Raw genomic sequence first — 23,559 nt, forward strand, 5'->3', positions numbered from 1 at the left:
TGAAATGAAACACAGCACACGTCGCCTCGCGACACTGGGCGCGCTCACACTCTCGGCAGCGCTCGTACTCTCCGCTTGTTCCGGTTCTGGCGACACCTCCGGAGGTTCGGGTGGCTCGACCGATGGCGCCGACGGCGGCACCACCGCGGTCAAGCTCCAGCTGCAGTGGCTGCCGCAGGGCCAGTTCGCCGGCTACTTCGCCGCTCAAGACCAGGGCTACTTCGCCGACGAGGGGTTGGACGTTGAGATCATCCCGTCCGGCGGCGACATTGTGCCGCAGGACGCCCTCGCCAACGGCGACGTCGACTACGCCATCGCCTGGGTGCCGAAGGCGCTCGGCTCGGTCGAAGCCGGCGCCAACATCACCGACATCGCGCAGATCTTCCAGCGCTCCGGCACCCTGCAGGTGTCGTGGGCGGATTCCGGCATCAACTCTGTCGCCGACTTCGAGGGCAAGAAGATCGGCTCGTGGGGCTTCGGCAACGAGTGGGAGATCTTCGCCGCCATGGCCGCTGAGGGCCTGGACTCCTCCACCGTGCAGATCATCACGCAGGACTTCAACATGAACGCCTTCCTGCAGGGTGACATCGACGCCGCCCAGGCCATGACCTACAACGAGTACGCGCAGCTGCTCGAGGCCGTCGACCCCAAGACCGGCAAGCAGTACACGCCGGCCGACTTCAACGTGATCAGCTACCAGGACACCGTCGGGGCGATGTTGCAGGACGCCATCTGGGCCGACACCGCGCGGCTGGAGAGCGACACGGCCTACCAGGACACGACCGTCAAATTCTTGAAGGCCGTCGTCAAGGGCTGGATCTACGCGGCGGAGAACCCCGAGAAGGCCTCGGAAGTCACCATCGCCGCCGGTTCCAACTGGGGCCCGAGCCACGAGCTGTGGATGGTCAACGAGACCAACAAGCTCATCTGGCCGGCCGAGAACGGCATCGGCATGATCGACGAGAAGGCCTGGGACGCGACCGTCAAGGGTGCCATCTCGGCCGTCAACGAGACCGGCGCATCGCCGATCACGAAGGCGCCGCCGGCATCCGCCTGGTCGAACGACTGGATCACCAAAGCACTCGACGAACTCAAAGCTGAGGGAGTCGATGTGACGGGCGAGAGCTTCAAGCCCATCACTGTCACCCTCGCCGAGGGCGGCAACTAACCCCGGTTCCGACAGGCCCAACCAGTGACGGGTGGGCCTGTCGGAACCACCACAGCACCATCTGAAAGGCACCAACGCACATGCTCGAAACACCCAACCCCGATCTCGACGCCATCACGGCGGAGCTCGACCAGCGGCACGTCTTCCACTCGTGGTCGGCGCAGGCCGCTCTCGCTCCGTTCGTGATCGCAGGCGGCAGGGGGTCGCGGGTCTGGAACCATGAGGGAACCAGCTACCTCGACTTCTCGAGCCAGCTCGTGAATGTCAACATCGGGCACCAGCACCCCGCCGTCATCTCCGCCATCCAGGAGCAGGCCAGCCTGCTCGCCACCATCGCCCCCGCGACCGCCAACCTGGCCCGCGGCGAGGCGGCCAAGCGCATCGCCGACCGCGCGCCGGAGGGATTCAACAAGGTCTTCTTCACCAACGGTGGGGCGGATGCCAACGAGAACGCGATCCGCATGGCGCGCCAGTTCACGGGCCGCGACAAGGTGCTCAGCACCTACCGCTCGTACCACGGCAACACCGGCTCCGCCGTCGTCGCAACCGGCGACTGGCGCCGCATCCCGAACGAGTACGCCACCGGCCACGTGCACTTCTTCGGTCCGTATGCCTACCGCAGCGACTTCTGGGCGACCACGCCGGAGCAGGAGTCGGAGCGCGCTCTGCAGCACCTGGAGCGCGTCATCCTGAGTGAGGGCCCGGCGTCGATCGCCGCGATCCTGCTCGAGACGATCCCCGGCACCGCCGGCGTGCTGCTGCCGCCGCCCGGCTACCTGGCCGGCGTGCGCGAGCTCGCCACCCGCCACGGCATCATGCTGATCCTCGACGAGGTCATGTGCGGCTTCGGCCGCACCGGTCGCTGGTTCGCCTTCGACGGCTACGACGTGGTGCCCGACCTGATCACCTTCGCCAAGGGCGTCAACTCCGGCTACGTGCCGGTGGGCGGTGTCGTCATCAGCGACCCCATCGCCGACTTCTTCAACGACCGGGTGTTCCCCGGCGGCCTCACCTACAGCGGCCACCCGCTGGCGATGGCCTCGATCGTAGCGGCCCTCGACACGATGGCCTCAGAGGGCATCGTCGAGAACGCGGCGACCGTCGGCCGCGAGCACATCGGGCCCGCCCTGGCTGCGCTGGCCGAGAAGCACGACATCATCGGCGAGGTGCGCGGCGAGGGCGTGTTCTGGGCGGTCGAGCTGGTGGCCGACCGGGCCACCCGCCAGCCGGTCAGCGCCGCCGTGATGGGCCGGATCAAGAGGGAGCTCGTCGCCCGCGGCCTGCTGCCCTTCCTGGCCGACAACCGCATCCACGTCGTGCCGCCGTGCGTCGTCACGCCGGAGGAGGTCGCCGAGGCGATGGCCATCTACGACGAGGTGCTCTCGCTCGATCTGATCTAGCCCGCTCACTCGGTCTCGATACGCCGCAGGCGGCGCTACTCGACCAGCGGGAGGTTCCACCTCTCCGTTGATCGAGTAGGCCTGCCAGGGCCGTATCGAGATCCCGCACCCTGATTTTCACAATAGAAAAGGAAACACCGCAATGTCCGAAATCCCCACCGTCCAGCACTGGGTCAACGGCGCACCCGCAGCCGGAACGTCCACGCGCACCGCTCCCGTCTTCAACCCGGCCCGCGGCGTCGCCGAGAAGAACGTGCTGATGGCCAGCACCGCCGATGTTGACAGCGTCGTTGCTGTTGCCAAGGCTGCACTCCCGGCCTGGCGCGACATGTCGATCGCGAAGCGCCAGAACATCATGTTCAACTTCCGCGAGCTGCTGCACAAGCGCACGCCCGAGCTGGCTGCGATCCTCACCAGCGAGCACGGCAAGGTGCTCTCGGATGCCGCCGGCGAGATCGCCCGCGGCCTCGAGGTCGTCGAGTACGCCTGCAGCATGCCGACCCTGCTGAAGGGCGACTACTCCGAGAACGTCTCCACCGGTGTCGACGTGTACTCGCTCAAGCAGCCGGTCGGCGTCGTCGGCATCATCAGCCCGTTCAACTTCCCCGCCATGGTGCCGCTCTGGTTCTTCCCGCTGGCCATCGCCGCCGGCAACACGGTCGTGCTGAAGCCCTCGGAGAAGGACCCGTCCTCTGCCAACTTCATGGCCCAGATGTTCAAGGACGCCGGTCTGCCCGACGGTGTCTTCAACGTCGTGCACGGCGACAAGGAGGCCGTCGACGCGCTGCTGGTGAACCCGGACGTCGCCTCGATTTCCTTCGTCGGATCGACCCCGATCGCGCGCTACATCTACGAGACCGCCAGCGCTCACGGCAAGCGGGTGCAGGCACTCGGCGGCGCGAAGAACCACATGCTGGTGCTCCCGGACGCCGACCTCGACCTGGCCGCCGACGCCGCCGTCAACGCGGGCTTCGGCTCGGCCGGTGAGCGCTGCATGGCGATCAGCGTGATCCTGGCCGTCGACGCCGTCGCCGACGCCCTGATCGGCAAGATCACCGAGCGCATGGCGACCCTGAAGACCGGTGACGGCACCCGCGGCTGCGACATGGGCCCGCTCATCACCGAGGTTCACCGCGACAAGGTGTCCAGCTACATCGACATCGCGGCGGCCGACGGCGCGACCGTCGTCGTGGACGGCCGCGGCATCGAGGTCGACGGCGACGCCGACGGCTTCTGGCTCGGCCCGACCCTGCTCGACCGGGTGCCGCTGGACTCGGCCGCCTACACCGACGAGATCTTCGGCCCGGTGCTGTCGATCGTGCGCGTCGACGGCTACGAGCAGGGCCTCGACATCATCAACTCGAGCCAGTACGGCAACGGAACCGCCATCTTCACCAACGACGGTGGTGCAGCCCGGCGCTTCCAGAACGAGGTGACCGTCGGCATGATCGGCATCAACGTGCCGATTCCCGTGCCGGTGGCGTACCACTCCTTCGGTGGCTGGAAGAACTCGGCGTTCGGCGACGCGAAGGCGTACGGCCCGGCCGGCATCGCCTTCTTCACCCGCGAGAAGGCCATCACCTCGCGCTGGCTCGACCCGAGCCACGGCGGCCTGAACCTGGGCTTCCCGCAGAACCACTAGCGGCGACCTGTGAGAGGGGCTCCTCCGGCATCCGCCGGGGGAGCCTCTTCCCGTTGGCTCGAGGGAGCTTGCGACCGAAGCCAACTGCGCGCAACGCCGCCCTGGGGGAACCCGCTCGCGGCCCCCGAAAAGTCTCGCGGCCCCCGATTTATCGGGGGCCGCGAGACTTTTCGCGTGCCGCGACGGACGGCCCGACGCATTGCGGTGCGCGGATGCCGCGGCGCCCGGCATCCGGGTCAGACGGTGATGACGACCTTGCCAGCGGGGTGGTCGTCGCGCCAGTGCCGGATCGCCGCCGGTGCCTCCGCCAGCGGGTAGCGGGAGTCGATCACGGGCCTGAGCGTGCCCGCCTCGATCAGCTCGGTCAGCGAGTGCAGCAGGCCGGCGTTCTCGGTGGCCGCCAGCATGCGCAGAGTGTGGCCGACGAACGGCGACTTCAGGCTTGCGCCGACCGGGCGCCCCATCCCGCCGAACACGGGGGCATCGACCTCGGACCCGACGATCACGAGCGTGCCCTGCGGGGTGAGGGCGCGGCGCAGCTCCGCGACCGGACGGTGGCCGGCCGTGTCGATGATCACGTCGAACTGGCGCGAGCCGTTGGTGAACGACTCGCGCGTGTAATCGATGACCTGGTCGGCGCCGAGCGAGCGCACCAACTCGAGCTTCCCGGTGCTGGTGACGCCCGTCACCCGCGCCCCGAGCTCCTTGGCGATCTGCACCGCGAAGGCCCCGACACCGCCGGCCGCCCCGATCACGAGCACGCTCTGGCCGGCCTTCACCGCGCCGCTGTCGCGCACGGCCTGCAGCGCGGTGCCCGCCGAGATCGGCAGGGCAGCCGCCTGCTCGAAGCTCAGCGACGCCGGCTTGGCGGCGATGCGGTCGGCCCGGGCGCAGACGAAGTCGGCGAAGGCGCCCTCGCAGTAGCCGTAGACCTCATCGCCGACCGCGAATCCGCTGACCCGTTCTCCGAGCGCCGCGATGACACCGGCCACCTCGCGCCCCTTGACCTTCGTCTTCGGGCGGCGCAGGCCGAAGCCCATGACGCGCGCCAGATACGGGCGCCCCGTCATCAGGTGCCAGACGCCGGCATCGACGCCGGCCGCCTTCACCCGGATCAGCACCTCGTTGGCGCCGGGCGCCGGGGTGGCGATGTCGTCCAGCCGCAGGGCCTCCACGTCGCCGTACTCGTCTTGAACTATTGCTCGCATGATCTGGATCCCTTCTGTTGTGGGTCGGGTCCTACTGCTGGGGGCCGGGCCCTACTGTTGCTGCGCCGGGTACTGGAAGACCGTGTCGAGCGAGACGCCCAGCGCATGGGCGATCTGGAAGGCCATCTCGAGCGAGGGCGAGTAGCGGCCCTGCTCGATGGCGATGACGGTCTGCCGGGTCACGCCGATGCGATCGGCGAGCTCGGCCTGGGTCATCTCGCCGCGCTCGAAGCGCAGACGGCGGATGTCGTTGGTCACGCGGGTCGGCTTCACCATGACTGGAACCCCCGGCGGTAGGCGATGATCCTGGTGGTGCAGCTGAGCACAGCCGAGAGAACGAAGCACAGGTAGAGCACGTTCGCGATCCAGAAGTAGCCGAGCTCGAACATCGCCAGCAGCATGGCGGCGATGCCGCCGACAACGAGGAAGGACTGGCCGATGCGCTCACTCGTCGCGTAGATCTCGCGGTCGCGCTGATCCTTCTTGGCCTCCGCCCGCGGGGTGAAGATGCCGACGATGATGATGTGCAGCACGATCGACACGACGATGGCCCCGCCGATCGTCCACAGCATGGCCGGCACGTAGTCGACCTCGGGCAGGGGAGTGCCGGCGCCCAGAATGATGATCAGGTAGCTGAGGTAGCCGCCGATTGCGACGACCCCCATGATCCAGGTGCTCTTCTCTTCAGATGACATCACCGCTCCTGACATGTAAAGAACTCTTGACACCGAATGTAAGCCAGAGCAGACATCGTGTCAAGAGTTCTTTACATTCCGAGGATGCCGGGGCTAGCGGGAGAGCGTGATGCCGACGGTGGCGAGGGTGCCGAACACCACACCCCAGATGGTGATCGCGATGACCTGCCAGAGGATGACGGCATTCTTGGACGCGCCGAAGGAGACCATGGCGGCAGAGGTGAACTGGCTCGGCAGCACGACAGGCCCGACCAGGCTCACCCCGGCGACGCCGTACTTGTCGAACCAGGCACGCACCTTTCTGCTGCGGGCCGACTCCTCCTTCGGCGTCTTGGAGTTGACGACGCCGGAGCGCACCCGGTGCGCGGCGAACACGAAGACCAGCATGGCCAGAACGTTGCCGACGATCGCCGCTGCGATCGCGACGACGGGGTTGAGGCCGGCGAGCACGCCGATGACCGAGCCGAGGTAGGAGTCGACGAACGGGATGGCCGCGACGAGCATCACGCCCACCCACTGCAGCAGAGCGGGGAAGGAGGAGGTGAAGTCTTGCAGTGCGTCGATCATTCGTGGTGCCTTTCGTGGTGGCCGTGGCCGAGAGTGTGTGGTGAAGCGATATCTCCATCCTGTCGACGGCGCTGGAGGCGAAGTAGTGCCGCGCTGTCACGCTGTTTGTGGCACTTTCGCCCGCGAGAACGTGACAAATGTCACTGCTCTACGCTGGAGCGCATGAACCGTTTCGCTCCGTCCGCCGCTCCGCGTCCAGCGCAGCAGGCATGATGCCGACGCTCCTGCGGCGTCCCCGTTCGGCGGAGCCGGAACAGGCTCCCCCCGCGCGCTCTGAGCGCTCCGACCACGGCCGTGGTGTGCACGCCACCTGGACCTACACGCTCGGTTCGATCGTGTTCGTTGTCGTCGCGCTCGCCTCCTGTCTCGTGCTGATGTCGGCCGCGGAATTCTCCGCCTCTCGCGCGCCGCTGGACGGCGCGGTGCTCGGGGCGGTCCTCGCCTCCGCCGCCGTGCAACTGCGCTATTGCTGGTTCCTGCGGCGCGGGCGCGGCGGAGGCCTGCCCGGCCCGGCCTGGACGGGTGCGCTGCTCGCGCCGGCCGTCGCGGCCTGGGTTCTCGGGCTCTTCAGCCCCGGGCTCGGTGTCATCTCCACGTTCTCGCTCTGGATGGCGCTCTGTCTGATGGCCTGCCTGCTGCCCACACGACAGCGGTGGCTGCTGCTCGCCGCCGGTCTCGCGGCGATCGCGCTGCATCCCCTCCTCACCCAGGCGGTCGGCGGGAGCCTGCCGGACACCCCGTCCGGCAATGTCTCGTGGCTGCTCATCTGTTACGGCGTCATGTTCCCGGTGATGCTTCTCAGCGGCCTCTGGTGGTGGGAGATCGTGGTGGAGCTGGACCGGCATCGCCGCACGGCGGCCGAGCTCGCCGTGGCGCAGGAGCGCCTGCGCTTCGCCGCTGATCTGCACGACATCCAGGGCCATCACCTGCAGGTCATCGCGCTCAAGTCCGAGCTGGCCGAACGGATGCTCGACCTCGATCTCGAGGCGGCCAGGGTCAACATTCATGAGACCCGCATCATTGCCAACCAGGCGCTGGAAGAGACCCGCCTGCTCGTCTCCGGGTATCGCGAGATCTCGCTCGATGACGAGCTGCAGAATGCGCGCGAGGTGCTGACCGCGGCCGGTGCCGGCTGCACCCTGGACCTCGACCCGTTGCCGGCCGGAACCGATCTGCGCCGGGCGCTCGCAATGACCGTGCGCGAGGCGACGACCAACATCCTGCGTCACAGCGAGGCCGCGCACGTGACGATCCGGTTCCGCGAGACGGCCGAGGCGTACACGCTGGAGATTCTCAACGACGGGGTTGTCGGCGCCGGATCCGGTGCAGCGGGCACCGGCCTGGCCGGCCTGCGGGAGCGGCTCGCCCCGGTCGGTGGCGAGATCGACACCGTGCTCGACCCGGCTGCCGGCCAGTTCAGCCTGACCGTGTGCGTGCCGACCCGGGTGGGGGCGCGCGCATGAGCGCGGGCACCGCCGCGGCCGTGGATGCCGCGCAGACCGGGCAGCGCGTCATCCGCCTGCTCATCGCCGACGACGAACACCTGATCCGCGGCGCCCTCGAGGCGCTGCTCGGGCTCGAGCCGGACATCGAGGTGGTGGCCAGCGCCGACAACGGCGTCACCGCCGCCGAGCTCGCACTGCAGACCCGGCCGGACATCTGCCTGCTCGATCTCGAGATGCCGCACGCCGACGGCATCGAGGCGGCCGCGCGCATCCTCTCGACGGTGAGCACCCGGGTCATAATCGTGACCAGGCACGCCCGCCCCGGCGTGCTGCGGCGCGCGCTCGAGGCGCGGGTCTCCGGCTTCGTGCCGAAGTCGACGCCGGCCGGCGAGCTGGCTGCGGTGATCCGCGATGTGGCTGCGGGCAAGCGCTACATCGACCACGAGATCGCGGCCGCCGCGCTGTCGGCCGAGCGCTGCCCGCTCACCGATCGCGAGCTGGATGTGCTGCGGGTCAGCCGCACCGCCGTCGGCGTACAGCAGATCGCCGAGCGGCTGCACCTCGCCCCCGGCACGGTGCGCAATTACCTCTCTGCCGCCATGACGAAGCTCGACGCGGCCTCCCGGCACGAGGCCGCAGAGAAGGCCTGGCAGCAGGGCTGGATCTAGGCGGCCGCGCCGCTCGGCGCCGGTTGGGCCCCCTCGCCGGTTGGGCCTCCCCCCGCCCGCCGGTTGAGCCCCCCCGGTTGAGCCCCCCCCGGTTGAGCCACCCCCGCCGGTTGAGCTTGTCGAAACCCCGTCGCTCAGTCGTGCAGGATTCGCTGGAACAGCAGGCGGATGTCGGTTCCGGCGGGCAGGGCGAGCGGCAGATTCGCGGATGTCGGCACGACACGGTGCTATCCAGCCGGGCGGTGAACACGGGCGCACCCTCGCGGCATCCGCCATCTCGTAGGCTCGAGGCTGTGCCAGCACCCTCGCCCCTCCTGATCGCCGTCGAATCGCCGTTCTCTGCCGCCGCCCGCGCGGTCTCCGCGCGCTACTTCGACGACTTGATCACGCGCTATCACGGCCGCCCCGCGACCGCCGCCGAGATCGCGGACGTCGACGCCTCGTACCCGGGGGAGCGCCTGGAGGAGCCGAACGGGCTGCTGCTGCTCGCCCGGCGCGACGGGACGGTGCTGGGGTGCGCGGGCATGCGCTTCGTCACCGAGGCGGCCGCGCCCGGTGCGGAGGGCGAGGCGGCGGCACCGCAACGCGTGGGCGAGGTGACGCGGGTGTTCGTCGACGCCGCCGCGCGCGGTCTGGGGCTCGGCCGCCAGCTGATGGGGGCGCTCGAGGCGCAGGCGCGGGCGCGCGGGCTCTCGGCGCTCCGGCTCGACACGCGCTCGGACCTGGTCGAGGCGCGCCGGCTCTACGCGGCCGTCGGCTACACAGAAGGGGCGCCGCACAACGACGACCCGTACGCCGACCACTGGTTCCGCAAGCAGCTGGCCGGCTGACCGGCTCGGACCGCGAGAGCGGGAGCACCTGGGCGGCGCGGCCTATGGAGGTGGAGCGGCCTCGTGCAAAGCAAGCGGCCCGTGCAAAGTAAGCGGCCCCGACAGGCCGCTCGGCGGGGGAGCGGAGCAGCCTGTCGGGGCCTGTGGTGATCGGGCCAGCGCGCCCCGCGGGGGAGCGGGGCGGCCCGCCCGATCACCGGTTCGACAGGGCCACCGGCTGGGGGCCGCCGGCTCGGCCTGTCGAACGTGGGGGGAGCATCAGGGGGCGCTGCTGAGCGCGGCCGCCAACTCCGTGATCGACGTGCCGGCGATGGCGGGAACGAAGAGGCCCTTCACCGCATCGAGGTCGGTGTCCCAGCTGGTGCCGAGCAGCTCTGACGGGTCGATGGCTCCGACGAGGGCGCCCACCATGGCTGGCAGACTGTCCGACTTGCGGCCGAAGGCCAGCGAGACGAGCAGGGCCTCGCTCAGGCGGCCCTCGCAGAGGCGCACGATCGAGAAAGCGAGCGGCAGGGTTTCCGGAGCGACGCCGCCGTGGCTGTACTCGCGCGAGTTGAGCGCGGCAGAGAGGGCGGGGATGCTCGCGAACGCGCCGGTCGCCGCATCCGTGATCTCGCGGGCCCTGGCCACATTCGCACCGAGCCAGCTGGTCGCGGGGATCTGCTCCTCGGCCAGTGCGAGGGCGGCCTCGAGCGGCGTTCCGCCGGTCAGGGCCGCGATCGCGACGGCCATGGCCGCGGTGGCCCAGATGCCGTCCTCTGCATGGGTGATCGCCGCGTAGTCGGCGGCGATGTCGGCCGCACGCGACGGGTCGCCTGCACAGCGCAGGCCGATGCTGGCGCCGGCCGGGATGGCGCTGTCGGTGTAGAAGGCGGGGTTGTCGTTGCCCGTGATCGGGGGCACGTAGCCGCGCTGGGTGTTGATGATGGCCGAGCGCTCGGCGATGCCGCTCCACACGTCGTCGCCGAGCATGTAGGCCTGCCAGCCGGTGAAGAGGGCCTCGGCGCGGGGCTCCGTGCCGGCGGCGGTGCAGTCGAGCAGCACCTTGGCGGCGACGACGGCCGTCTCGAGGTCGTCACTCGCGTGCGGCTTGGAGGAGCCCATGCTGTGCGCGAAGGGCAGCATGGGGCGGGCGACGCGCTGCGCGTCGAGCTCGGCCGAGCCGCGCCACAGCATGCCGCGCACCCACGTGTCGCGGATGGACTGGTGGTAGTCGGAGGCGATGCCGAGGGAGTCGCCGACGGCGAGGCCGAGCAGGGTTCCGTGGGCGCGCTCAGCGCGGCTCAGCGAATCAGACACGGGCGGGCTCCTCGGTGTTTTCGGGGGCAGTGGTGGGGCTCAGCTCGACGAGGGCGTCGGCGAGCTCGAGCAGGTTGGTTCCCGCGGTGGAGAGAATGCAGCGGCCCATCACCTGGATCACCTGGGCGCTCCACGCCTCGGGGATGGCCGAGTAGCCGATCATGGCGCCGGCCATCGCGCCGGTCATCGCGGCGATCGTGTCGGAGTCGCGGCCGATGTTCACCGAGGACTCGATCACGGTGGCGAAGTCGCCCTTGCACGCGGCGTAGAGGCCGAAGGCCAGCGCGAGTGCCTCGGGGCCGGCATCCGCCCACGGGTAGTGCAGCAGCGAGATCTCGTCGTAGAGCGTGTTCTCGGCCTCGACGACGGATGCCGCGCCGCGGGCCAGCTCGATGGCACGCGTGACGAGGCGGTACGACCAGGAGTCGACCGGGAGCGCCCCGACGCCGGCGGCGAGCACCTCCTCGAAGTCGTCGCTGACCATGGCGACGGCGACGGCGGCGGCGATCGCCTGACCGCAATATATTCCGTCGCGGGCATGGCTCACTGAGGCGTCGATGCCGGCGAGCCGGGCGGCCTCCGCCGCGTTGCCGCGGGCGAAGATGCCGATCGGGGCGACGCGCATGGCGGCGCCGTCGCTCCACTGCTCGTAGTTCTCCTGGCCGCTGCGCGGTGGCGTGACGCCCTTGATGAAGTTGCTGATGGCGACCATCTCGCTGAAGCCGGCTCCGTAGAAGCCGCCCTTCTGGTGCGAGACGGCGCGCACCCAGTGCGCCATGACGCCCTCGGCACTGAGCGCCGAGCCCTCGGCCAGCACGCCCTGGGCGCAGAGCACGGCGTACTCGGTGTCGTCGGTGCCGGCGGCGTCGCCGCTCAGGTATCCGGTGACCCGGCCGAACTGCTCGCGGATCGCGGAGATCGTCATGCCCTCCGTGGGGGCACCCATGGCGTCGCCGATGGCGAGGCCGATGATGGCGCCGCGGGCGCGGTCATGAATCGTAGTCACGTAGCTTCCAAACCATTACGTTTTGCGGGGTCAGTGATCACCATATAGGCAAAGATGGCTTTGATTGCGCGGTGAATTTTATTTGACTTTGCCGCATATATCGCCCAATACTGAGAAAACGCAAAACGTTATGCGTGAGGAGCCCGATGAACAGTGCAACCGGAATTGTCGCCGTCGCGACCGAGGCCGGCGTCAGCGTGTCCACTGTCTCCCAGGTGCTCAGCGGCAAGCGCCCCGTCAGCTCCGCCACGCGTACCCGCGTCGAGGCCGCGATCGAGAAGCTCAACTACCGGCCGCACCCCGGCGCCCGCAGCCTTCGCAGCCAGCGCACCGAGTCGGTCGCGCTGATCGTGCCCGACATCACGAACCCGTTCTACCCGCTCGTCGCCGTCGGCATCCAGGACATCCTGATGCCGCAGGGCTACCTGCTCTCTGTCAACGATGTCGCGCTGCCCTCCCGCAGCGTCAGCGAGACGCTCCGGCATGTGCTGGCCCGTCGCGTCGACGGCATCGTGCTCACCACCTACGGCTGCACGCAGGCCGACCTCGACCTGATCGAGCAGTCTGGCACCCAGGTGGTCGCCCTCGGACAGGACATCGGGGTCAGCGGCAGCGACTACGTCGACGTCGACGAGGCGGCCGGCATCGCCTCCGTCGTCGAGCACCTGCTCGGCAACGGCTTCCGACGCATCGCCTTCGTCGGCGGCGAACGCGAGGACTTCACCTCTACCCTGCGCCACTCCGGCTACCGCGACGCCCTGCTGCGCGCCGGCATCGCTGCGGAGGACGAGCTGTCCGTGTTCACCGCGTTCACCCGCGAGGGCGGCGCGACCGGGGCCCGCGTGCTGCTCGACCTGGAGACCCTCCCCGACGCGATCGTCTGCGCCAACGACCTCATCGCGATCGGGGTCATCGACACCCTGCGCGGCAGCGGCCTCTCGATCCCGCAGGACATCGCGGTCACCGGCTACGACGACATCGAGGCAGCCGGCCTGATCACCCCCGCGCTGACGACCGTGGACAACCCCGCGCGCGAGATCGGCCGCACCAGCGCCCGACTCCTGCTCGACCGGTTGAACGGCTCCGTCGATGACGTCACCCGCCACGTTCGACTCTCCCAGCACCTCGTCATCCGCGAGTCCAGCACTGTTGTCACCCACTGAAAGGAACACCCCTGTGTCAAAGATCTCACGACGCGTTCTGCGCAGCGCAGTAGTCGCCGTCGCCGCATCAAGCCTGCTGGCCGGTTGCGCCGGAGCGGCAAGCTCTGCGGACACCGTCAGCTACTGGGCGGCGTTCAATTCGACTGACACCCAGAAGCTGTTCCAGTCCGAGTTCATCGACGCGTTCAACGAGTCATCGGATGACGCCCAGGTGAAGCTGGACGTCAAGCAGTGGTCGAACATCGGCTCGCTCACCGACACCGCCGTCGCAGCCGGCCGCGGCGCCGACGTCGTCTTCTCGCCTGGCCCGTCGAGCGCGCTCGGCTTCGCCGCGGCCGACCGCATCGACTCGCTCGACGACTTCGCCAAGGAGTATGAGTGGGAGAAGGTGCTCGAGCCGTGGGCCTACCAGGCCAGCCTCGTCGACGGTGAGCTCTACTCGATCCCCACCGGCTACGGCTCCATCGTGATGTTCTACAACCCGGCCGTCTTCGCCGAGCACGGCTGGACCGTTCCGACGACCGCCGCCGAGTTCGAGAAGGTCGCGACCGAGGCTGCCGCGGCGGGCATGATCCCCGTGGGTGCTGGCAACAGCGGCTACCAGGCGCAGAGCGAGTGGTACCTCTCCGCCGTGCTGAACGCGGCCGTCGGACCGGAGAAGCTCTACGACGTGCTCACCGGCACCGCGAAGTTCACCGACCCCGAGTTCGTCGACGCGATGACGACCCTCAAGACGCAGATCGACAAGGGCTGGTGGGGTGGCAGCGCGAACAGCTACTTCACCAACACCGACACCGACATGTTCACCGGCCTGGCCAACGGGAAGGTGGCGCTGTACATGACCGGAACCTGGTCGTTCAGCTCGGCCGGCTCCTACTTCGGTGAGGCCGCCGGCAACGACGCAACCTGGGACTGGGCCCCGCTGCCCGCCCTCAGCGACAGCGTCGAGCCCGGCGTCTACCCGCTCGCGATCGGCACGTCGCTCTCGATCAACACGGTCTCCAAGAACAAGCCCGCCGCGGCCAAGTTCCTGGACTCCTTGATCAACGACCCGGCCAAGATCTACAACTACATGGCCAAGACCAGCGAGAACCCCGCCCCGGTCGTCGTGGACGAGGCAGACTTCCCCGCCGACCTCGACGAGCGCGTCGCCCGCCTGTACAAGGACATCCCGAAGAGCAGCAACCTCGGCTACGCCTCGTGGACCTTCTTCCCCGCGGCGACCGACACGTACCTCTACACGGAGTTCGACAAGATCATCACGGGCGACATGAGCCCGAGCGACTACCTCGCCGGTCTGCAGAAGACCTTCGACGGCGAGCTCGCCGCGGGCAAGGTCATCGTGCCGTTCGCCCCGACCGCGGGCTAATCCCACCCCATGTCACGAACCGCAACCGCCGTGCCGCCGCAGGGAACCCCCCTGCGGCGGCAGGGCAGCACGAAGATCAAGTACCGCACGCGCGGACTCGCCTGGGCGTTCATGGCGCCCCTCCTCATCGTCAACCTCCTGGTGATCGGCGGCCCGGGGCTCGCCTCGTTCTTCTACTCCTTCACCGACTGGGACGGCCTGGGGCAGGCCAACTTCGTCGGGCTGGCGAACTACGCCGAGCTCTTCACGAGTCCCGCCGTGCTCAGCGCGATCCAGCACAACCTGATCTGGACCGGCTTCTTCCTCATCGTCCCGATGTCGATGGCCCTCCTCGGCGCCTTCCTGCTCTCGCGGGTGCGCCGCGGCCAGATCCTGTTCCGGGTGCTGTTCTTCATTCCCTACGTGCTCGCGACGATCGTCTCCTCGATCATCTGGCGCCAGATCCTCAGCCCGACGGCTGGCATCGGGCAGGCGCTGCAGAGCATCGGCATCGACTGGTTCGCCGACACGAACTTCCTCGGTGACCCGGCGCTCGCCCTCGGTTCCGTGGCATTCATCAACAACTGGCAGTGGTGGGGCTTCCTGCTCGTGCTGTTCCTGGCCGCCATGCAGGGCGTTGACCCGGCACTCTACGAGGCAGCCCGTCTGGACGGTGCGAACGCGTTCCGCGAGTTCTGGCACATCACGCTGCCCGGCATCCGCCCCACCCTGATGTTCCTCATGCTCATGACGGTGATCTGGTCGTTCCTCGTGTTCGACTACGTCTTCATCCTCACGCAGGGCGGCCCGGCCGGTTCGACGGATGTCGTCGGCACCGTGCTCTACCGCACGGCGTTCTCGGAGAACCGCGCCGGCTACGCCTCGTCGATGGCGATGCTGCTCACCGTCATCAGCGCGGCCATCGTGCTCGGCTATCAGCTGCTTCGCAAGAAGCTCAAGTGGGAGGTCTAGCGTGAGCGCAGTCTCTGAAGTGCGCGAGAGTGCCGCGACCCGCGCGCGGCCGAGCTCGGCCGTCCGCCCCGGCCGCGGCCGGCGCAAGGTCGGCACGAACACGGGTACGGGGCCGCTCGGCTGGTTCCTGCTCATCGTGCTCGCCGTCTACGCCGGCGGCCCGCTCGTGGTGTTCCTGTTCAACTCGCTCAAGAGCCCGGCGGAGATCAGCAACTCTCCGCTCGGTGCACCGACCGAGTGGCGCTGGGAGAACTTCATCACGGCGTTCCAAGACGCCAACATGGGCCAGGGCATCCTGAACAGCCTGATCATCTCGGTCTCGACCGCGGTGGGCGTCTGTGTGATCGCCGGCCTCGCGGCCTACGCGATGACCCGGCTCGACCTGCCGGGCAAGAACAACTGGATGCTCTACCTGCTGGTCTCCACCTCGCTGCCGATCCAGATGTTCCTGGTGCCGCTGCTGACCTGGTGGTCGACGCTCGGGCTCTACAACTCCCAGTTCGGGCTCATCGTGATCTACTGGGCGATCTACAGCCCGTTCGCCACGCTGCTGCTGCGCTCGTTCCTGATCGCGATCCCGCCGCAGTACGAAGAGGCCGCGCGCATCGACGGTGCGGGCGAGTTCCGCCTGTTCACCAGCATCGTCGTGCCGATGATCTGGCCCGGCTTCATCACGGCGGCGCTCGTCGCGGGCCTGCAGGCCTACAACGAGTTCCTGCTCGCGGTGACGTTCATCCAGGACGCGGACCGGCTGCCCGCCTCGCTCGCCCTGTACTCGTTCCAGCAGAACCTGACGCCCAACTGGGCGCTGGTGAGCGCGGCCGGCCTGATCATGGCGCTGCCCGCGATCGTGATCTTCGTGCTGCTGCAGCGCCGCTTCATCGAGGGTTACACCCAGGGCGGCATGGCGAACTAGCCCCCTGCCGCGCCCCGGGCGCTGCATCCGGCACTCTGTCAGAGGGCCCAGACTCGGAATCGTTGAACGCGGTTGGCGTCTGGGCCCTCTTTCTGTGCGCGAGGTGCTCTCCTGCGGGTGTCTAGGCTGGCCCCATGCATGATGAGGCCCTGGCTGGCGGCAACTCGACCGACGTGCGCCGGGTCGGCGAGACCGTGCGGCGCACCTCCGGCCCGTGGACCCCGCGCGTGCACGAACTCCTGCGCGTCCTGCGCGGGGAGGGGGTGCTCGAGGTGCCCGAGCCGCTCGGCCTCGACGAGTCGGGGCGCGAGGTGCTCTCCTACCTGCCCGGTGAAGTGGCCAACTATCCGTTGCCCGGTTGGCTCTGGCATCGCTCCGTGCTCGCCGAGTCTGCCGCGATGCTCCGCCGCGTGCACGACGCCGGCGCGCCGCTCGCCGGAGTGCGCGACGGCTGGCAGTTGCCGAGCCACGAGCCCGTCGAGGTCATCTGCCACAACGATGTCGCGCCTTACAACCTCGTCCTCGTCGACGGCCACGTGGGCGGCCTGATCGACTTCGACACTGCCTCGCCCGGCCCGCGCATCTGGGATCTCGCCTATCTGGCCTACCGGCTCGTGCCCTTCGTGGCGGATGCCGGGGCAGAGGCTCCGGCAGAGAGCGAGCGGATTGAACGACTCAACCTGCTGATCGCCGCCTACGGAATGGACTACTCCCCGGCAGAGGTCCTGACGGTGATGGCGGCCCGGCTCGAGGAGTTGGCCGCATTTACCGAGCAGCGTGCCGACGACACCGGGCGGGCCGACCTCCGTGAGCATGCCGCGATGTACCGGGTCGATGCGGTGCGCGTGCTGGCGCTCGCGTCTTAACCTGTTGGTCGAGTAGTGCCGCCTGCGGCGCGTATCGAGACCCTGTTTGTGGCGGCCGGCAGAGCCCAGTGTGACGGTCTCGGTACGCTCGTTCCTCGCTACTCGACCAGCGGAAGAGGGCATACCCCTGCTGACTCGAGTGAACTTGTGACCGCAGCCAACTCCGCCGCTACAGGCTGCGTCCCGACTCCCAGAGGTTGTCGCTGGTGCCGCTGACCAGAGCGGCGACCGACATGGCCTGCGCGTCGGTGAAGGACGCGATGTAGTCCACGACGGCGCGGGAGCGGCCGAAGCGGGCAATGTCGGCGTCGCTCGTGGTGGCGCCCACGGCGGCGAAGTACTCCGGGGCGTTGTCGCGCAGCGCGCGGTACTCGTCGGTGGCGGCCTCGATCGAGTCGAGCAGCCGGCGCGGGGCGCGGCCGGCATCCGAGGGGTCGTTCAACCAGAGGTGGAAGCCGTCGGCGAGGGCCTCGAGCACGCGGGCCTGGCCGCGCTGGTAGACGGCGAGGTCGCTGCGGTCGAGCACGAAGCGGGTGTGCACGAACTTGAGCACGACGACGTCGTGCCAGGCGTGGCTGCGCAGCCGCACGTGGCCGCTGCGCACATTCGGCGTGCGCTCGACCCGGATCGAGCCCTTCAATCGGTCGATCCAGCGCCGGGTGAACGCGGCGACCGCGCGGTCGGCCTCCAACCCGCCGTCGTAGGGCAGGGTGAGCAGGCCCTCGACGAGGTCGCCGGTGACCCGCTCGACCGACTCGCGGAAGATCTCGGCGTCGGCGATCCAGGCGTCCTTGGTCTGGGTGTGCCGCCAGGCCGCCTCCAGCGCGTAGCCGGGCCGGCGCACGGCGAGGCCGGCGTGCAGCTCCGCCGCGTCCAGGGCGGCGAGCTCGTTCTGCGCGGCGAGCCAGCCGTTCAGCTCGGCCGAGACGGAGGTGTACTGCAGCACGCCCGCCCGGTAGAAGTCGTCGAGGTCGTGCACCGAATAGGCGATATCGTCGGCAATGTCCATCACCGAGCATTCCAGCGTCTGCTGGTGCTGCCCGATCGCCGGGAACACCGAGCGCACATCCGCCATCTCAAGTGCGTCGATCGAGTAGGCCGAGAACTTGAGGGCCCCGGATGCCGAGTCGGCGCCGACCCCGCGGGGCAGCCGTTCCGCGGGCTGCGGGGGCAGCGCCCGCCACTCGTTGCGGGTCCACGGGTACTTGAGCACGGCCGCGCGCACGGCGCGGGTGAGGTTCAGGCCGCGGGCGGTCGCGTCGGAACTGTCCAGCGCAGTCAGGATGCGGAACGTCTGCGCGTTGCCCTCGAAACCGTCGGGCAGGCCGAGCTTGCCGCGGGCGACACGGTCGAGCACCTGCTCGCCGAGGTGGCCGAACGGCGGGTGGCCGAGGTCGTGGGCGGATGCCGCAGCCTGCACGACGACGGGGTCACAGCCGCCGAGCTCAGCGACCGTGTTGCGCGTGGCCTCCGGGGCGTCACGCAGCCCGACCGCGATGGAGCGCGCCACCGCCGAGACCTTGAGCGAGTGGGTGAGCCGGTTGTGCACGGTCGTGCCGGAGCCGGCCTGCGGGATCACCTGGGTGACGGCGGAGAGACGGGAGAAGTAGGGGGAGAAGCGGATGCGCTCGATGTCGACGCGGAACTCGTCCTCGCCGCCTGCGTCGGAATTCGAGGCCGCTCCGGGGGCGGGCTGCTCGGCAATCGCGCGTTCGCGCCCACCGCCGGTGTGGGATTTGGCATAGCTCTGCATGGTGTCGTCAGCCTAGCGCCGGCGCTCCCCGCCCGCCCTCGCCGGGCGCCCTCCCGTTGGCTCGAGGGAGCGCCAGCGACCGAAGCCAACCCCCGCCCCTGCAGCAACTGTGTCCGCGGGATCGCTCGGGGCTTCGGGCGCTGCGCTGCTCCTTCGTCGCGGCGCTGCACCCTCGAGCCAGCGTGCATTCTCCCGTTGGCTCGAGGGAGCGCCAGCGACCGAAGCCAAATCCCGCCTCTGCACCAACGGTGTCCGCGGGATCGCTCGGGGCTTCGGGCGCTGCGCTGCTCCTTCGTCGCGGCGCTGCGCCCTCGAGTCAGCGTGCATACCCCCGTTGGCTCGAGGGAGCGCCAGCGACCGAAGCCAACCCCGCCCGCTCCCGTTGGCTCGAGGGAGCGCCAGCGACCGAAGCCAACCCCGCAGCGTCAGCGCTTTGTGAACGCGGCGATGCGGGCGCCAGCCTCCGGGGTATCGAAGGCGGCGCCGATCGTGACGGCCTCGTCGTCGAGCGATTCCTGGAACGACCGCCCCTGCCCGGCCAGCACCAGCCGCTTCGCCTGCCCGAACGCGGCGGAGGCCCCGCCCAGCCAGTGTGCGGCGATGGCCATGGCGCGGTCGGCGACGGCATCCGGCTCGGCGAGCTCGGTGACGAGCCCCCAGTCCAATGCCTCGGCAGCGCTCAGCGTGCGCGGGGTGAGCAACAGTTCGAGGGCGCGGCGGGTACCGACGGCCTCCGGCAGCAGGGTGCTCACGCCGCAGTCGGGGGTCAGCCCGATGTCGGCGTACTTGCTGGCGAACCTCGCCGACGTCGAGGCGACGACCACATCGGCCACGAGCATGAAGCCGAGCCCGCCGCCCGCCACTGCGCCCTGCACGGCCGCCACGATCGGGATCCCGCTTTCGCGCAGCAGCCGGTGCCCGTCATGGATGACGTCGGCCAGCTCGCGCACGCCCTCGCCGGCGCTGGAGCCGTCGCCGCCCAGCCCGGCCATCGCCACGACGTCGCCGCCGGCGCAGAACGCGCGCCCGGCCGCATCGAACAACACGGCGCGGATGTCGCCCCGTCGGGCGATCTCGCCGGCCACCTCGCGCCAGCGATACGCGGCAGCCGCGTTGATGGCGTTCAGGCTGTCTGGACGGTTGAGGGTCACGTGGGCCAGGCCGTCGTCGCTGACGGTGAGGAGGATGCTGTCGCTCATGGCACCGCAGTCTACGGACACTCCCGCGACGGCACCCTGAGAAGACCCTTGCCGGTATCGTGCCTGACCAGTATCTTGTGACGCATGAGTGAGGATGTCGGGGCCCAGCTGCGCAAAGGCGTCGTCGAGCCCTGCATCCTCGGCCTGCTCGCCCGCGAGCCCATGTACGGCTGGCAGCTCTCGGAGCAGCTCGTCGCGCACGGCATGATCGCCAGCATCGGCACGCTCTACCCGATCCTCGGCCGGCTGCGCGCGCAGGGGCTGGTGAGCAGCTTCGACGAGGCCTCGCCGGCCGGGCCCGTGCGCAAGTTCTATGAACTGACGGATGCCGGCCGTGACCGCCTCGGCGCCTTCCGGCAGCAGTGGGCCCCCTTCTCCGCCACCGTCCACCAGCTCGTCGGGGCGCCAGACCAACGCAAGGACGACTCCCATGACTGACTCCCGAGTACCTGACGCCCGAGTACCTGACGCCAGCCTCGCCGACGCGGTCTCCGCCTACCTGGCCAGCCTGGATGCGGCGCTTTCCGGGGTCGACGCCGCGACGCGAGCCGAGATCGTCGCCGGGGTGCGTGAGGAGCTTGTTGGGCTGCCCGCGGAGGCGACCGCCGAGCGGATCCGCGAGATCGGCGACCCCGCGTTCGTCGCGGCCGAGGCCCGCGGCGCGCTGCCCGATGCGCTGCCCGCGGAGAGAGTGGGGGAGCCGGCGGCATCCGCCCCGGCGCCCACGGCCGCGAAAGCCGAACCCGCCTGGTTCGCGGTGATCGCGGGGCTGCTGGTGATGATCGGAGGCGTCGTCGTGCCCGTCGTCGGCGCGCTGGCCGGCTACGTGATGGTGTGGCTGTCGGGCGCGTGGACCCGGCGGCAGAAGGTGATCGCGACCGCCGTACCGGTGGCGTACGTCGCGGTGTTGTTCGCAGTTTTGGCTCTGGTGGCCGACATCGCGCAGCCGGCACCCGCAACTACAGGCACCTCCGGCGAGTTCCACGCCCCTCTGAACCCGCTCCTGCCGGCCGGGTACGACGTGCTGTGGAGCGGCATCCTGCTGCTCGGAGTGGTGCAGCTCGCGGTCGGCGTCTGGCTGCTCGCGGCCGCCCGGCGCACCCGGATGCGCCGCGCCGCCTGAGCTCGGTCCGCCCGACCCCGCCCGACCCCGCGTCATCCGCTGCGCCCCTTGCCCCGCGGTTCGGCCGCGCACTAGCGTGAGCTTGAGGGGCCGCAGCGGCAACTGCGAACTGGCCGACTGTGAAGCGGCCACCAGCGAGGGGTGGATCAATGGCGCACGTGGTGGCATCTGGGGCAGGCAAGGCGCTGATGGAACGGCGCAACGATCCGACCCACGACTACATCCTGGAGCTGACGGGCAAGCAACGCCCACGCGTGCTCTTCGTCGGAACGGCGACCGGCGACGACCCGGTCTACACGCTCAGTTTCTACCAGACCTACGATTCCGACCGCTGTGCCCCGCACCACCTTCCGCTGTTCCACCGCACGGTCGACGACCTCGCCGGTCTGGTCCGCGGCTTCGACGTGATCCACGTCGGCGGCGGCAACACCGCCAACATGCTCGACGTCTGGAAGCGCCAGGGGCTCGACAGCATCCTGCGCGAGATGTGGGAGGACCCCGACTCGAACACCGTGTTCACCGGCGGCAGCGCCGGCGGCATCTGCTGGTTCGAGGGCGGCACCACCGACAGCTACGGACCAACCCTGCAAGTGCTGCCAGAGAGCCTCGGCTTCCTGCCCGGCAGCTTCTCACCGCACTACGACGCCGAGGACCAGCGCCAGCCGCTCTACCACGCGGCGCTGAGGACCGGCGAGCTCGGGGCGGGCTACGCGGTCGGCAACCTGCAATCCGTGCACTTCACGAACAGCGGGGGCAGCGGCGAGTTCGTGCGTGCGATCAGCCCGGTCGATGACGGCCTGGCGCTCACCGTCGCCGCCGTAGACGGCCAGATCGTCGAGACGCCGTTGCCGATCACGGTGCTCGCCACGACGCGGGCCGCGAGCGGAACGGTCAGCACATGAACGACAGCGTGATCATCCTGCTGCTGCAGCTGCTCGTGGTGATCCTCGCGATCTTCATGGGCACTCGCACGAGCGGCATCGGTCTCGGAGTCTGGGGCCTGGTCGGTGTGGCCGTGCTGCTGTTCGGCTTCCAGACGGCCCCGGGTGCCGCGCCCATCGACGCCGTCTTCATCGTGCTCACCGTGGTGACGGCGGCATCCGTCATGCAGGCGGCCGGCGGCATCGACTGGATGGTCTCGATCGCCGCGAAGGTGATCAGGCAGCGGCCGAAGAGCGTCGTTTTCCTGGCGCCGGCGATGTCGTTCCTGTTCACCGTCGGCGCTGGAACGGGCAACATCTTCTACCCGCTGCTGCCCGTCATCTACGACGTCTCCTACCAGCAGCGCATCCGCCCGGAGCGCTCGCTCTCGGTCTCGGCCGTCGCCTCGCAGGTCGGCATCTTGTGCAGCCCGGTCTCGGCCGCGACGGCCTCGATGGTGGTGTTGCTCGCGCCGAGCGGGTTCGACCTCGGCAAGCTGCTGCTGATCATGTGGCCGGCATCCATCGCCGGATTGTTCGTGGCCAGCCTGGTGATGGTGCGCTGGGGCAAGAACCTCGAGGACGACCCCGAGTTCCAACGCCGCCTGGCCGCCCACGCGATCAAGCCGCCGGACTCGAAGGAGGAGAAGGTCGTGCTGCCCCGCACGGCCGTGCTCTCTGCCTCGCTGTTCCTCAGCGGCGTCGGCATCATCGTGCTCACCGGCCTGTTCGAGGGCCTGCGCCCCATCATCGGCACGGATCCCGACGGCGCCCCCGTGCGCGTGTCTGTCGCGATCGTCATCGAGGTTGTGATGGGCGTGATCGCCGCGGCGATCTTCCTCACCTGCAAGGTAAAGGCGTCGGAGGTTCCGAAGCAGAGCACGTTCCCCGCCGGAATGGTGGGGGCGTTCGCGCTGTTCGGGATCGCCTGGCTGGCCAACACCTTTGTCGCCAACAACAACCAGCTGATCGTTGACGGACTCGGCGCGCTGGTCTCCGGCTCGTCGGCGTTCGTCGGCGCCGCGCTGTTCGCCCTCGCGCTCGCCACCGTCGCCATGCTCACCACCAGCCAGTCCAGTGCGACGAACGCGATCGTGCCGATCGGTCTCGCCATCGGCCTGCCCGCCCCGCTGCTGGTCGGGCTCTGGCCGGCGGCGATGGGCATCTACATCCTGCCCGCCAACGGCAGCCAGGTCGCCACCGTCGCCTTCGACCAGACCGGGTCGACCAAGATGGGCAAGTTCGTCTTCGACCATTCCTTCCAGATCCCAAACCTGCTCTACATGGTGGTCGCCATCGTGGTCGGCGTTCTGGTTTCGTTCGCGGTCGCCTAGCGAGGCTTTCGCGCCGCGCGGCGCCGCCCCCGTAGAA

Annotated in this window: 23 protein-coding genes; 15 read left to right on the plus strand and 8 right to left on the minus strand. The window is 69.3% G+C overall.

The annotated features are described in order from the left end of the window. Nucleotides 1-4 precede the first annotated feature (4 nt). The 3 genes from AWU67_RS16005 (at nucleotide 5) to AWU67_RS16015 (ending at nucleotide 4,210) form a co-directional block, all read left to right on the plus strand. Nucleotides 5-1,168: an ABC transporter substrate-binding protein gene (locus AWU67_RS16005; RefSeq protein WP_067231379.1), complete on the plus strand. Its 1,164-nt coding sequence runs from the start codon at nucleotides 5-7 to the stop codon at nucleotides 1,166-1,168. Nucleotides 1,169-1,248: 80 nt separating this feature from the next. After that, nucleotides 1,249-2,568, plus strand: coding sequence for an aspartate aminotransferase family protein (locus tag AWU67_RS16010; protein WP_067231382.1), 1,320 nt, complete (start codon nucleotides 1,249-1,251; stop codon nucleotides 2,566-2,568). Between the two features lie 142 nt (nucleotides 2,569-2,710). Next, nucleotides 2,711-4,210: a CoA-acylating methylmalonate-semialdehyde dehydrogenase gene (locus tag AWU67_RS16015; protein WP_067231384.1), complete on the plus strand. Its 1,500-nt coding sequence runs from the start codon at nucleotides 2,711-2,713 to the stop codon at nucleotides 4,208-4,210. Between the two features lie 236 nt (nucleotides 4,211-4,446). Here the strand turns inward: AWU67_RS16015 and AWU67_RS16020 are convergent, their stop codons facing one another. The 4 genes from AWU67_RS16020 to AWU67_RS16035 form a co-directional block, all read right to left on the minus strand. Further along, nucleotides 4,447-5,418, minus strand: a complete 972-nt coding sequence (locus AWU67_RS16020; RefSeq protein ID WP_067231387.1) for an NAD(P)-dependent alcohol dehydrogenase — start codon at nucleotides 5,416-5,418, stop codon at nucleotides 4,447-4,449. 51 nt (nucleotides 5,419-5,469) lie between these two features. Next, on the minus strand, nucleotides 5,470-5,694 hold the full coding sequence (locus AWU67_RS16025; protein ID WP_067231391.1) for a helix-turn-helix transcriptional regulator: 225 nt from the start codon (nucleotides 5,692-5,694) through the stop codon (nucleotides 5,470-5,472). Next, nucleotides 5,688-6,113, minus strand: a complete 426-nt coding sequence (locus tag AWU67_RS16030; protein WP_067231394.1) for a hypothetical protein — start codon at nucleotides 6,111-6,113, stop codon at nucleotides 5,688-5,690. Before AWU67_RS16030 ends, AWU67_RS16025 begins: the two co-directional genes overlap by 7 nt. 93 nt (nucleotides 6,114-6,206) lie before the next feature. After that, nucleotides 6,207-6,680, minus strand: coding sequence for a small multi-drug export protein (locus tag AWU67_RS16035; RefSeq protein ID WP_067231397.1), 474 nt, complete (start codon nucleotides 6,678-6,680; stop codon nucleotides 6,207-6,209). 209 nt (nucleotides 6,681-6,889) lie between these two features. Between AWU67_RS16035 and AWU67_RS16040 the strand changes: the two genes are divergently transcribed. The 3 genes from AWU67_RS16040 to AWU67_RS16050 all read left to right on the plus strand — a co-directional run bounded on the left by AWU67_RS16040 (nucleotide 6,890) and on the right by AWU67_RS16050 (nucleotide 9,623). Continuing rightward, complete coding sequence (locus AWU67_RS16040) at nucleotides 6,890-8,143, plus strand: sensor histidine kinase (protein ID WP_234407290.1); 1,254 nt, start codon at nucleotides 6,890-6,892, stop codon at nucleotides 8,141-8,143. Further along, on the plus strand, nucleotides 8,140-8,793 hold the full coding sequence (locus AWU67_RS16045; protein ID WP_067232958.1) for a response regulator transcription factor: 654 nt from the start codon (nucleotides 8,140-8,142) through the stop codon (nucleotides 8,791-8,793). The genes AWU67_RS16040 and AWU67_RS16045 overlap by 4 nt, the downstream gene beginning before the upstream one ends. A gap of 293 nt (nucleotides 8,794-9,086) precedes the next feature. Further along, a complete protein-coding gene (locus tag AWU67_RS16050) occupies nucleotides 9,087-9,623 on the plus strand; it encodes a GNAT family N-acetyltransferase (protein ID WP_067231404.1) in 537 nt (178 codons plus the stop codon). Nucleotides 9,624-9,881: 258 nt separating this feature from the next. On the opposite strand, the gene AWU67_RS16055 is transcribed toward AWU67_RS16050, so the two are convergent. Beyond that, entirely contained in the window at nucleotides 9,882-10,922 is a 1,041-nt protein-coding gene (locus AWU67_RS16055) for an ADP-ribosylglycohydrolase family protein (RefSeq protein WP_067231407.1), read from the minus strand. Next, entirely contained in the window at nucleotides 10,915-11,928 is a 1,014-nt protein-coding gene (locus AWU67_RS16060) for an ADP-ribosylglycohydrolase family protein (RefSeq protein ID WP_067231410.1), read from the minus strand. The genes AWU67_RS16055 and AWU67_RS16060 overlap by 8 nt, the downstream gene beginning before the upstream one ends. A gap of 146 nt (nucleotides 11,929-12,074) precedes the next feature. Here AWU67_RS16060 and AWU67_RS16065 point away from each other — a divergent pair, with 146 nt between their 5' ends. The 5 genes from AWU67_RS16065 (at nucleotide 12,075) to AWU67_RS16085 (ending at nucleotide 17,193) form a co-directional block, all read left to right on the plus strand. Then, nucleotides 12,075-13,091 carry a LacI family DNA-binding transcriptional regulator gene (locus AWU67_RS16065; RefSeq protein WP_067231413.1) on the plus strand — a complete coding sequence of 339 codons (1,017 nt, stop codon included), beginning with the start codon at nucleotides 12,075-12,077 and terminating at the stop codon, nucleotides 13,089-13,091. A 13-nt stretch (nucleotides 13,092-13,104) separates the two neighbouring features. Beyond that, on the plus strand, nucleotides 13,105-14,460 hold the full coding sequence (locus tag AWU67_RS16070; protein ID WP_067231416.1) for an ABC transporter substrate-binding protein: 1,356 nt from the start codon (nucleotides 13,105-13,107) through the stop codon (nucleotides 14,458-14,460). 9 nt (nucleotides 14,461-14,469) lie between these two features. Beyond that, entirely contained in the window at nucleotides 14,470-15,411 is a 942-nt protein-coding gene (locus AWU67_RS16075) for a carbohydrate ABC transporter permease (protein ID WP_234407291.1), read from the plus strand. A 1-nt stretch (nucleotide 15,412) separates the two neighbouring features. Beyond that, nucleotides 15,413-16,327: a carbohydrate ABC transporter permease gene (locus tag AWU67_RS16080; RefSeq protein WP_067231419.1), complete on the plus strand. Its 915-nt coding sequence runs from the start codon at nucleotides 15,413-15,415 to the stop codon at nucleotides 16,325-16,327. Between the two features lie 134 nt (nucleotides 16,328-16,461). Continuing rightward, entirely contained in the window at nucleotides 16,462-17,193 is a 732-nt protein-coding gene (locus AWU67_RS16085; RefSeq protein ID WP_067231421.1) for an aminoglycoside phosphotransferase family protein, read from the plus strand. Between the two features lie 169 nt (nucleotides 17,194-17,362). On the opposite strand, the gene AWU67_RS16090 is transcribed toward AWU67_RS16085, so the two are convergent. Both AWU67_RS16090 and AWU67_RS16095 read right to left on the minus strand, forming a co-directional pair. Beyond that, complete coding sequence (locus tag AWU67_RS16090) at nucleotides 17,363-18,946, minus strand: deoxyguanosinetriphosphate triphosphohydrolase family protein (protein WP_067231424.1); 1,584 nt, start codon at nucleotides 18,944-18,946, stop codon at nucleotides 17,363-17,365. Between the two features lie 425 nt (nucleotides 18,947-19,371). Continuing rightward, a complete protein-coding gene (locus tag AWU67_RS16095) occupies nucleotides 19,372-20,145 on the minus strand; it encodes an enoyl-CoA hydratase/isomerase family protein (protein ID WP_067231427.1) in 774 nt (257 codons plus the stop codon). A gap of 84 nt (nucleotides 20,146-20,229) precedes the next feature. On the opposite strand from AWU67_RS16095, the gene AWU67_RS16100 reads away from it, so the two are divergent. From AWU67_RS16100 to AWU67_RS16115, 4 genes are all read left to right on the plus strand, one after another. Further along, on the plus strand, nucleotides 20,230-20,583 hold the full coding sequence (locus tag AWU67_RS16100) for a PadR family transcriptional regulator (protein ID WP_067231430.1): 354 nt from the start codon (nucleotides 20,230-20,232) through the stop codon (nucleotides 20,581-20,583). Next, complete coding sequence (locus tag AWU67_RS16105) at nucleotides 20,576-21,268, plus strand: HAAS signaling domain-containing protein (protein WP_067231433.1); 693 nt, start codon at nucleotides 20,576-20,578, stop codon at nucleotides 21,266-21,268. The genes AWU67_RS16100 and AWU67_RS16105 overlap by 8 nt, the downstream gene beginning before the upstream one ends. 149 nt (nucleotides 21,269-21,417) lie before the next feature. Beyond that, nucleotides 21,418-22,170: a peptidase E gene (locus tag AWU67_RS16110; RefSeq protein WP_067231436.1), complete on the plus strand. Its 753-nt coding sequence runs from the start codon at nucleotides 21,418-21,420 to the stop codon at nucleotides 22,168-22,170. Then, the gene (locus tag AWU67_RS16115; RefSeq protein ID WP_067231439.1) at nucleotides 22,167-23,522 is read left to right on the plus strand and encodes an anaerobic C4-dicarboxylate transporter family protein; all 1,356 of its coding nucleotides are present in this window, start codon (nucleotides 22,167-22,169) and stop codon (nucleotides 23,520-23,522) included. Before AWU67_RS16110 ends, AWU67_RS16115 begins: the two co-directional genes overlap by 4 nt. Nucleotides 23,523-23,559: the final 37 nt, after the last annotated feature.

The sequence above is a fragment of the Microterricola viridarii genome (assembly GCF_001542775.1).
In the GTDB taxonomy this organism is placed as follows: domain Bacteria; phylum Actinomycetota; class Actinomycetes; order Actinomycetales; family Microbacteriaceae; genus Microterricola; species Microterricola viridarii_A.

What these genes read in the sequence shown, in the direction of transcription:
- AWU67_RS16005 (WP_067231379.1), top strand. Translation starts at nt 5, where the DNA reads ATGAAACACAGCACACGTCGCCTCGCGACACTGGGCGCGCTCACACTC.
- AWU67_RS16010 (WP_067231382.1), top strand. Translation starts at nt 1,249, where the DNA reads ATGCTCGAAACACCCAACCCCGATCTCGACGCCATCACGGCGGAGCTC.
- AWU67_RS16015 (WP_067231384.1), top strand. Translation starts at nt 2,711, where the DNA reads ATGTCCGAAATCCCCACCGTCCAGCACTGGGTCAACGGCGCACCCGCA.
- AWU67_RS16020 (WP_067231387.1), bottom strand. Translation starts at nt 5,418, where the DNA reads ATGCGAGCAATAGTTCAAGACGAGTACGGCGACGTGGAGGCCCTGCGG.
- AWU67_RS16025 (WP_067231391.1), bottom strand. Translation starts at nt 5,694, where the DNA reads ATGGTGAAGCCGACCCGCGTGACCAACGACATCCGCCGTCTGCGCTTC.
- AWU67_RS16030 (WP_067231394.1), bottom strand. Translation starts at nt 6,113, where the DNA reads ATGTCATCTGAAGAGAAGAGCACCTGGATCATGGGGGTCGTCGCAATC.
- AWU67_RS16035 (WP_067231397.1), bottom strand. Translation starts at nt 6,680, where the DNA reads ATGATCGACGCACTGCAAGACTTCACCTCCTCCTTCCCCGCTCTGCTG.
- AWU67_RS16040 (WP_234407290.1), top strand. Translation starts at nt 6,890, where the DNA reads ATGATGCCGACGCTCCTGCGGCGTCCCCGTTCGGCGGAGCCGGAACAG.
- AWU67_RS16045 (WP_067232958.1), top strand. Translation starts at nt 8,140, where the DNA reads ATGAGCGCGGGCACCGCCGCGGCCGTGGATGCCGCGCAGACCGGGCAG.
- AWU67_RS16065 (WP_067231413.1), top strand. Translation starts at nt 12,075, where the DNA reads ATGAACAGTGCAACCGGAATTGTCGCCGTCGCGACCGAGGCCGGCGTC.
- AWU67_RS16075 (WP_234407291.1), top strand. Translation starts at nt 14,470, where the DNA reads ATGTCACGAACCGCAACCGCCGTGCCGCCGCAGGGAACCCCCCTGCGG.
- AWU67_RS16085 (WP_067231421.1), top strand. Translation starts at nt 16,462, where the DNA reads ATGCATGATGAGGCCCTGGCTGGCGGCAACTCGACCGACGTGCGCCGG.
- AWU67_RS16090 (WP_067231424.1), bottom strand. Translation starts at nt 18,946, where the DNA reads ATGCAGAGCTATGCCAAATCCCACACCGGCGGTGGGCGCGAACGCGCG.
- AWU67_RS16095 (WP_067231427.1), bottom strand. Translation starts at nt 20,145, where the DNA reads ATGAGCGACAGCATCCTCCTCACCGTCAGCGACGACGGCCTGGCCCAC.
- AWU67_RS16100 (WP_067231430.1), top strand. Translation starts at nt 20,230, where the DNA reads ATGAGTGAGGATGTCGGGGCCCAGCTGCGCAAAGGCGTCGTCGAGCCC.
- AWU67_RS16105 (WP_067231433.1), top strand. Translation starts at nt 20,576, where the DNA reads ATGACTGACTCCCGAGTACCTGACGCCCGAGTACCTGACGCCAGCCTC.
- AWU67_RS16110 (WP_067231436.1), top strand. Translation starts at nt 21,418, where the DNA reads ATGGCGCACGTGGTGGCATCTGGGGCAGGCAAGGCGCTGATGGAACGG.
- AWU67_RS16115 (WP_067231439.1), top strand. Translation starts at nt 22,167, where the DNA reads ATGAACGACAGCGTGATCATCCTGCTGCTGCAGCTGCTCGTGGTGATC.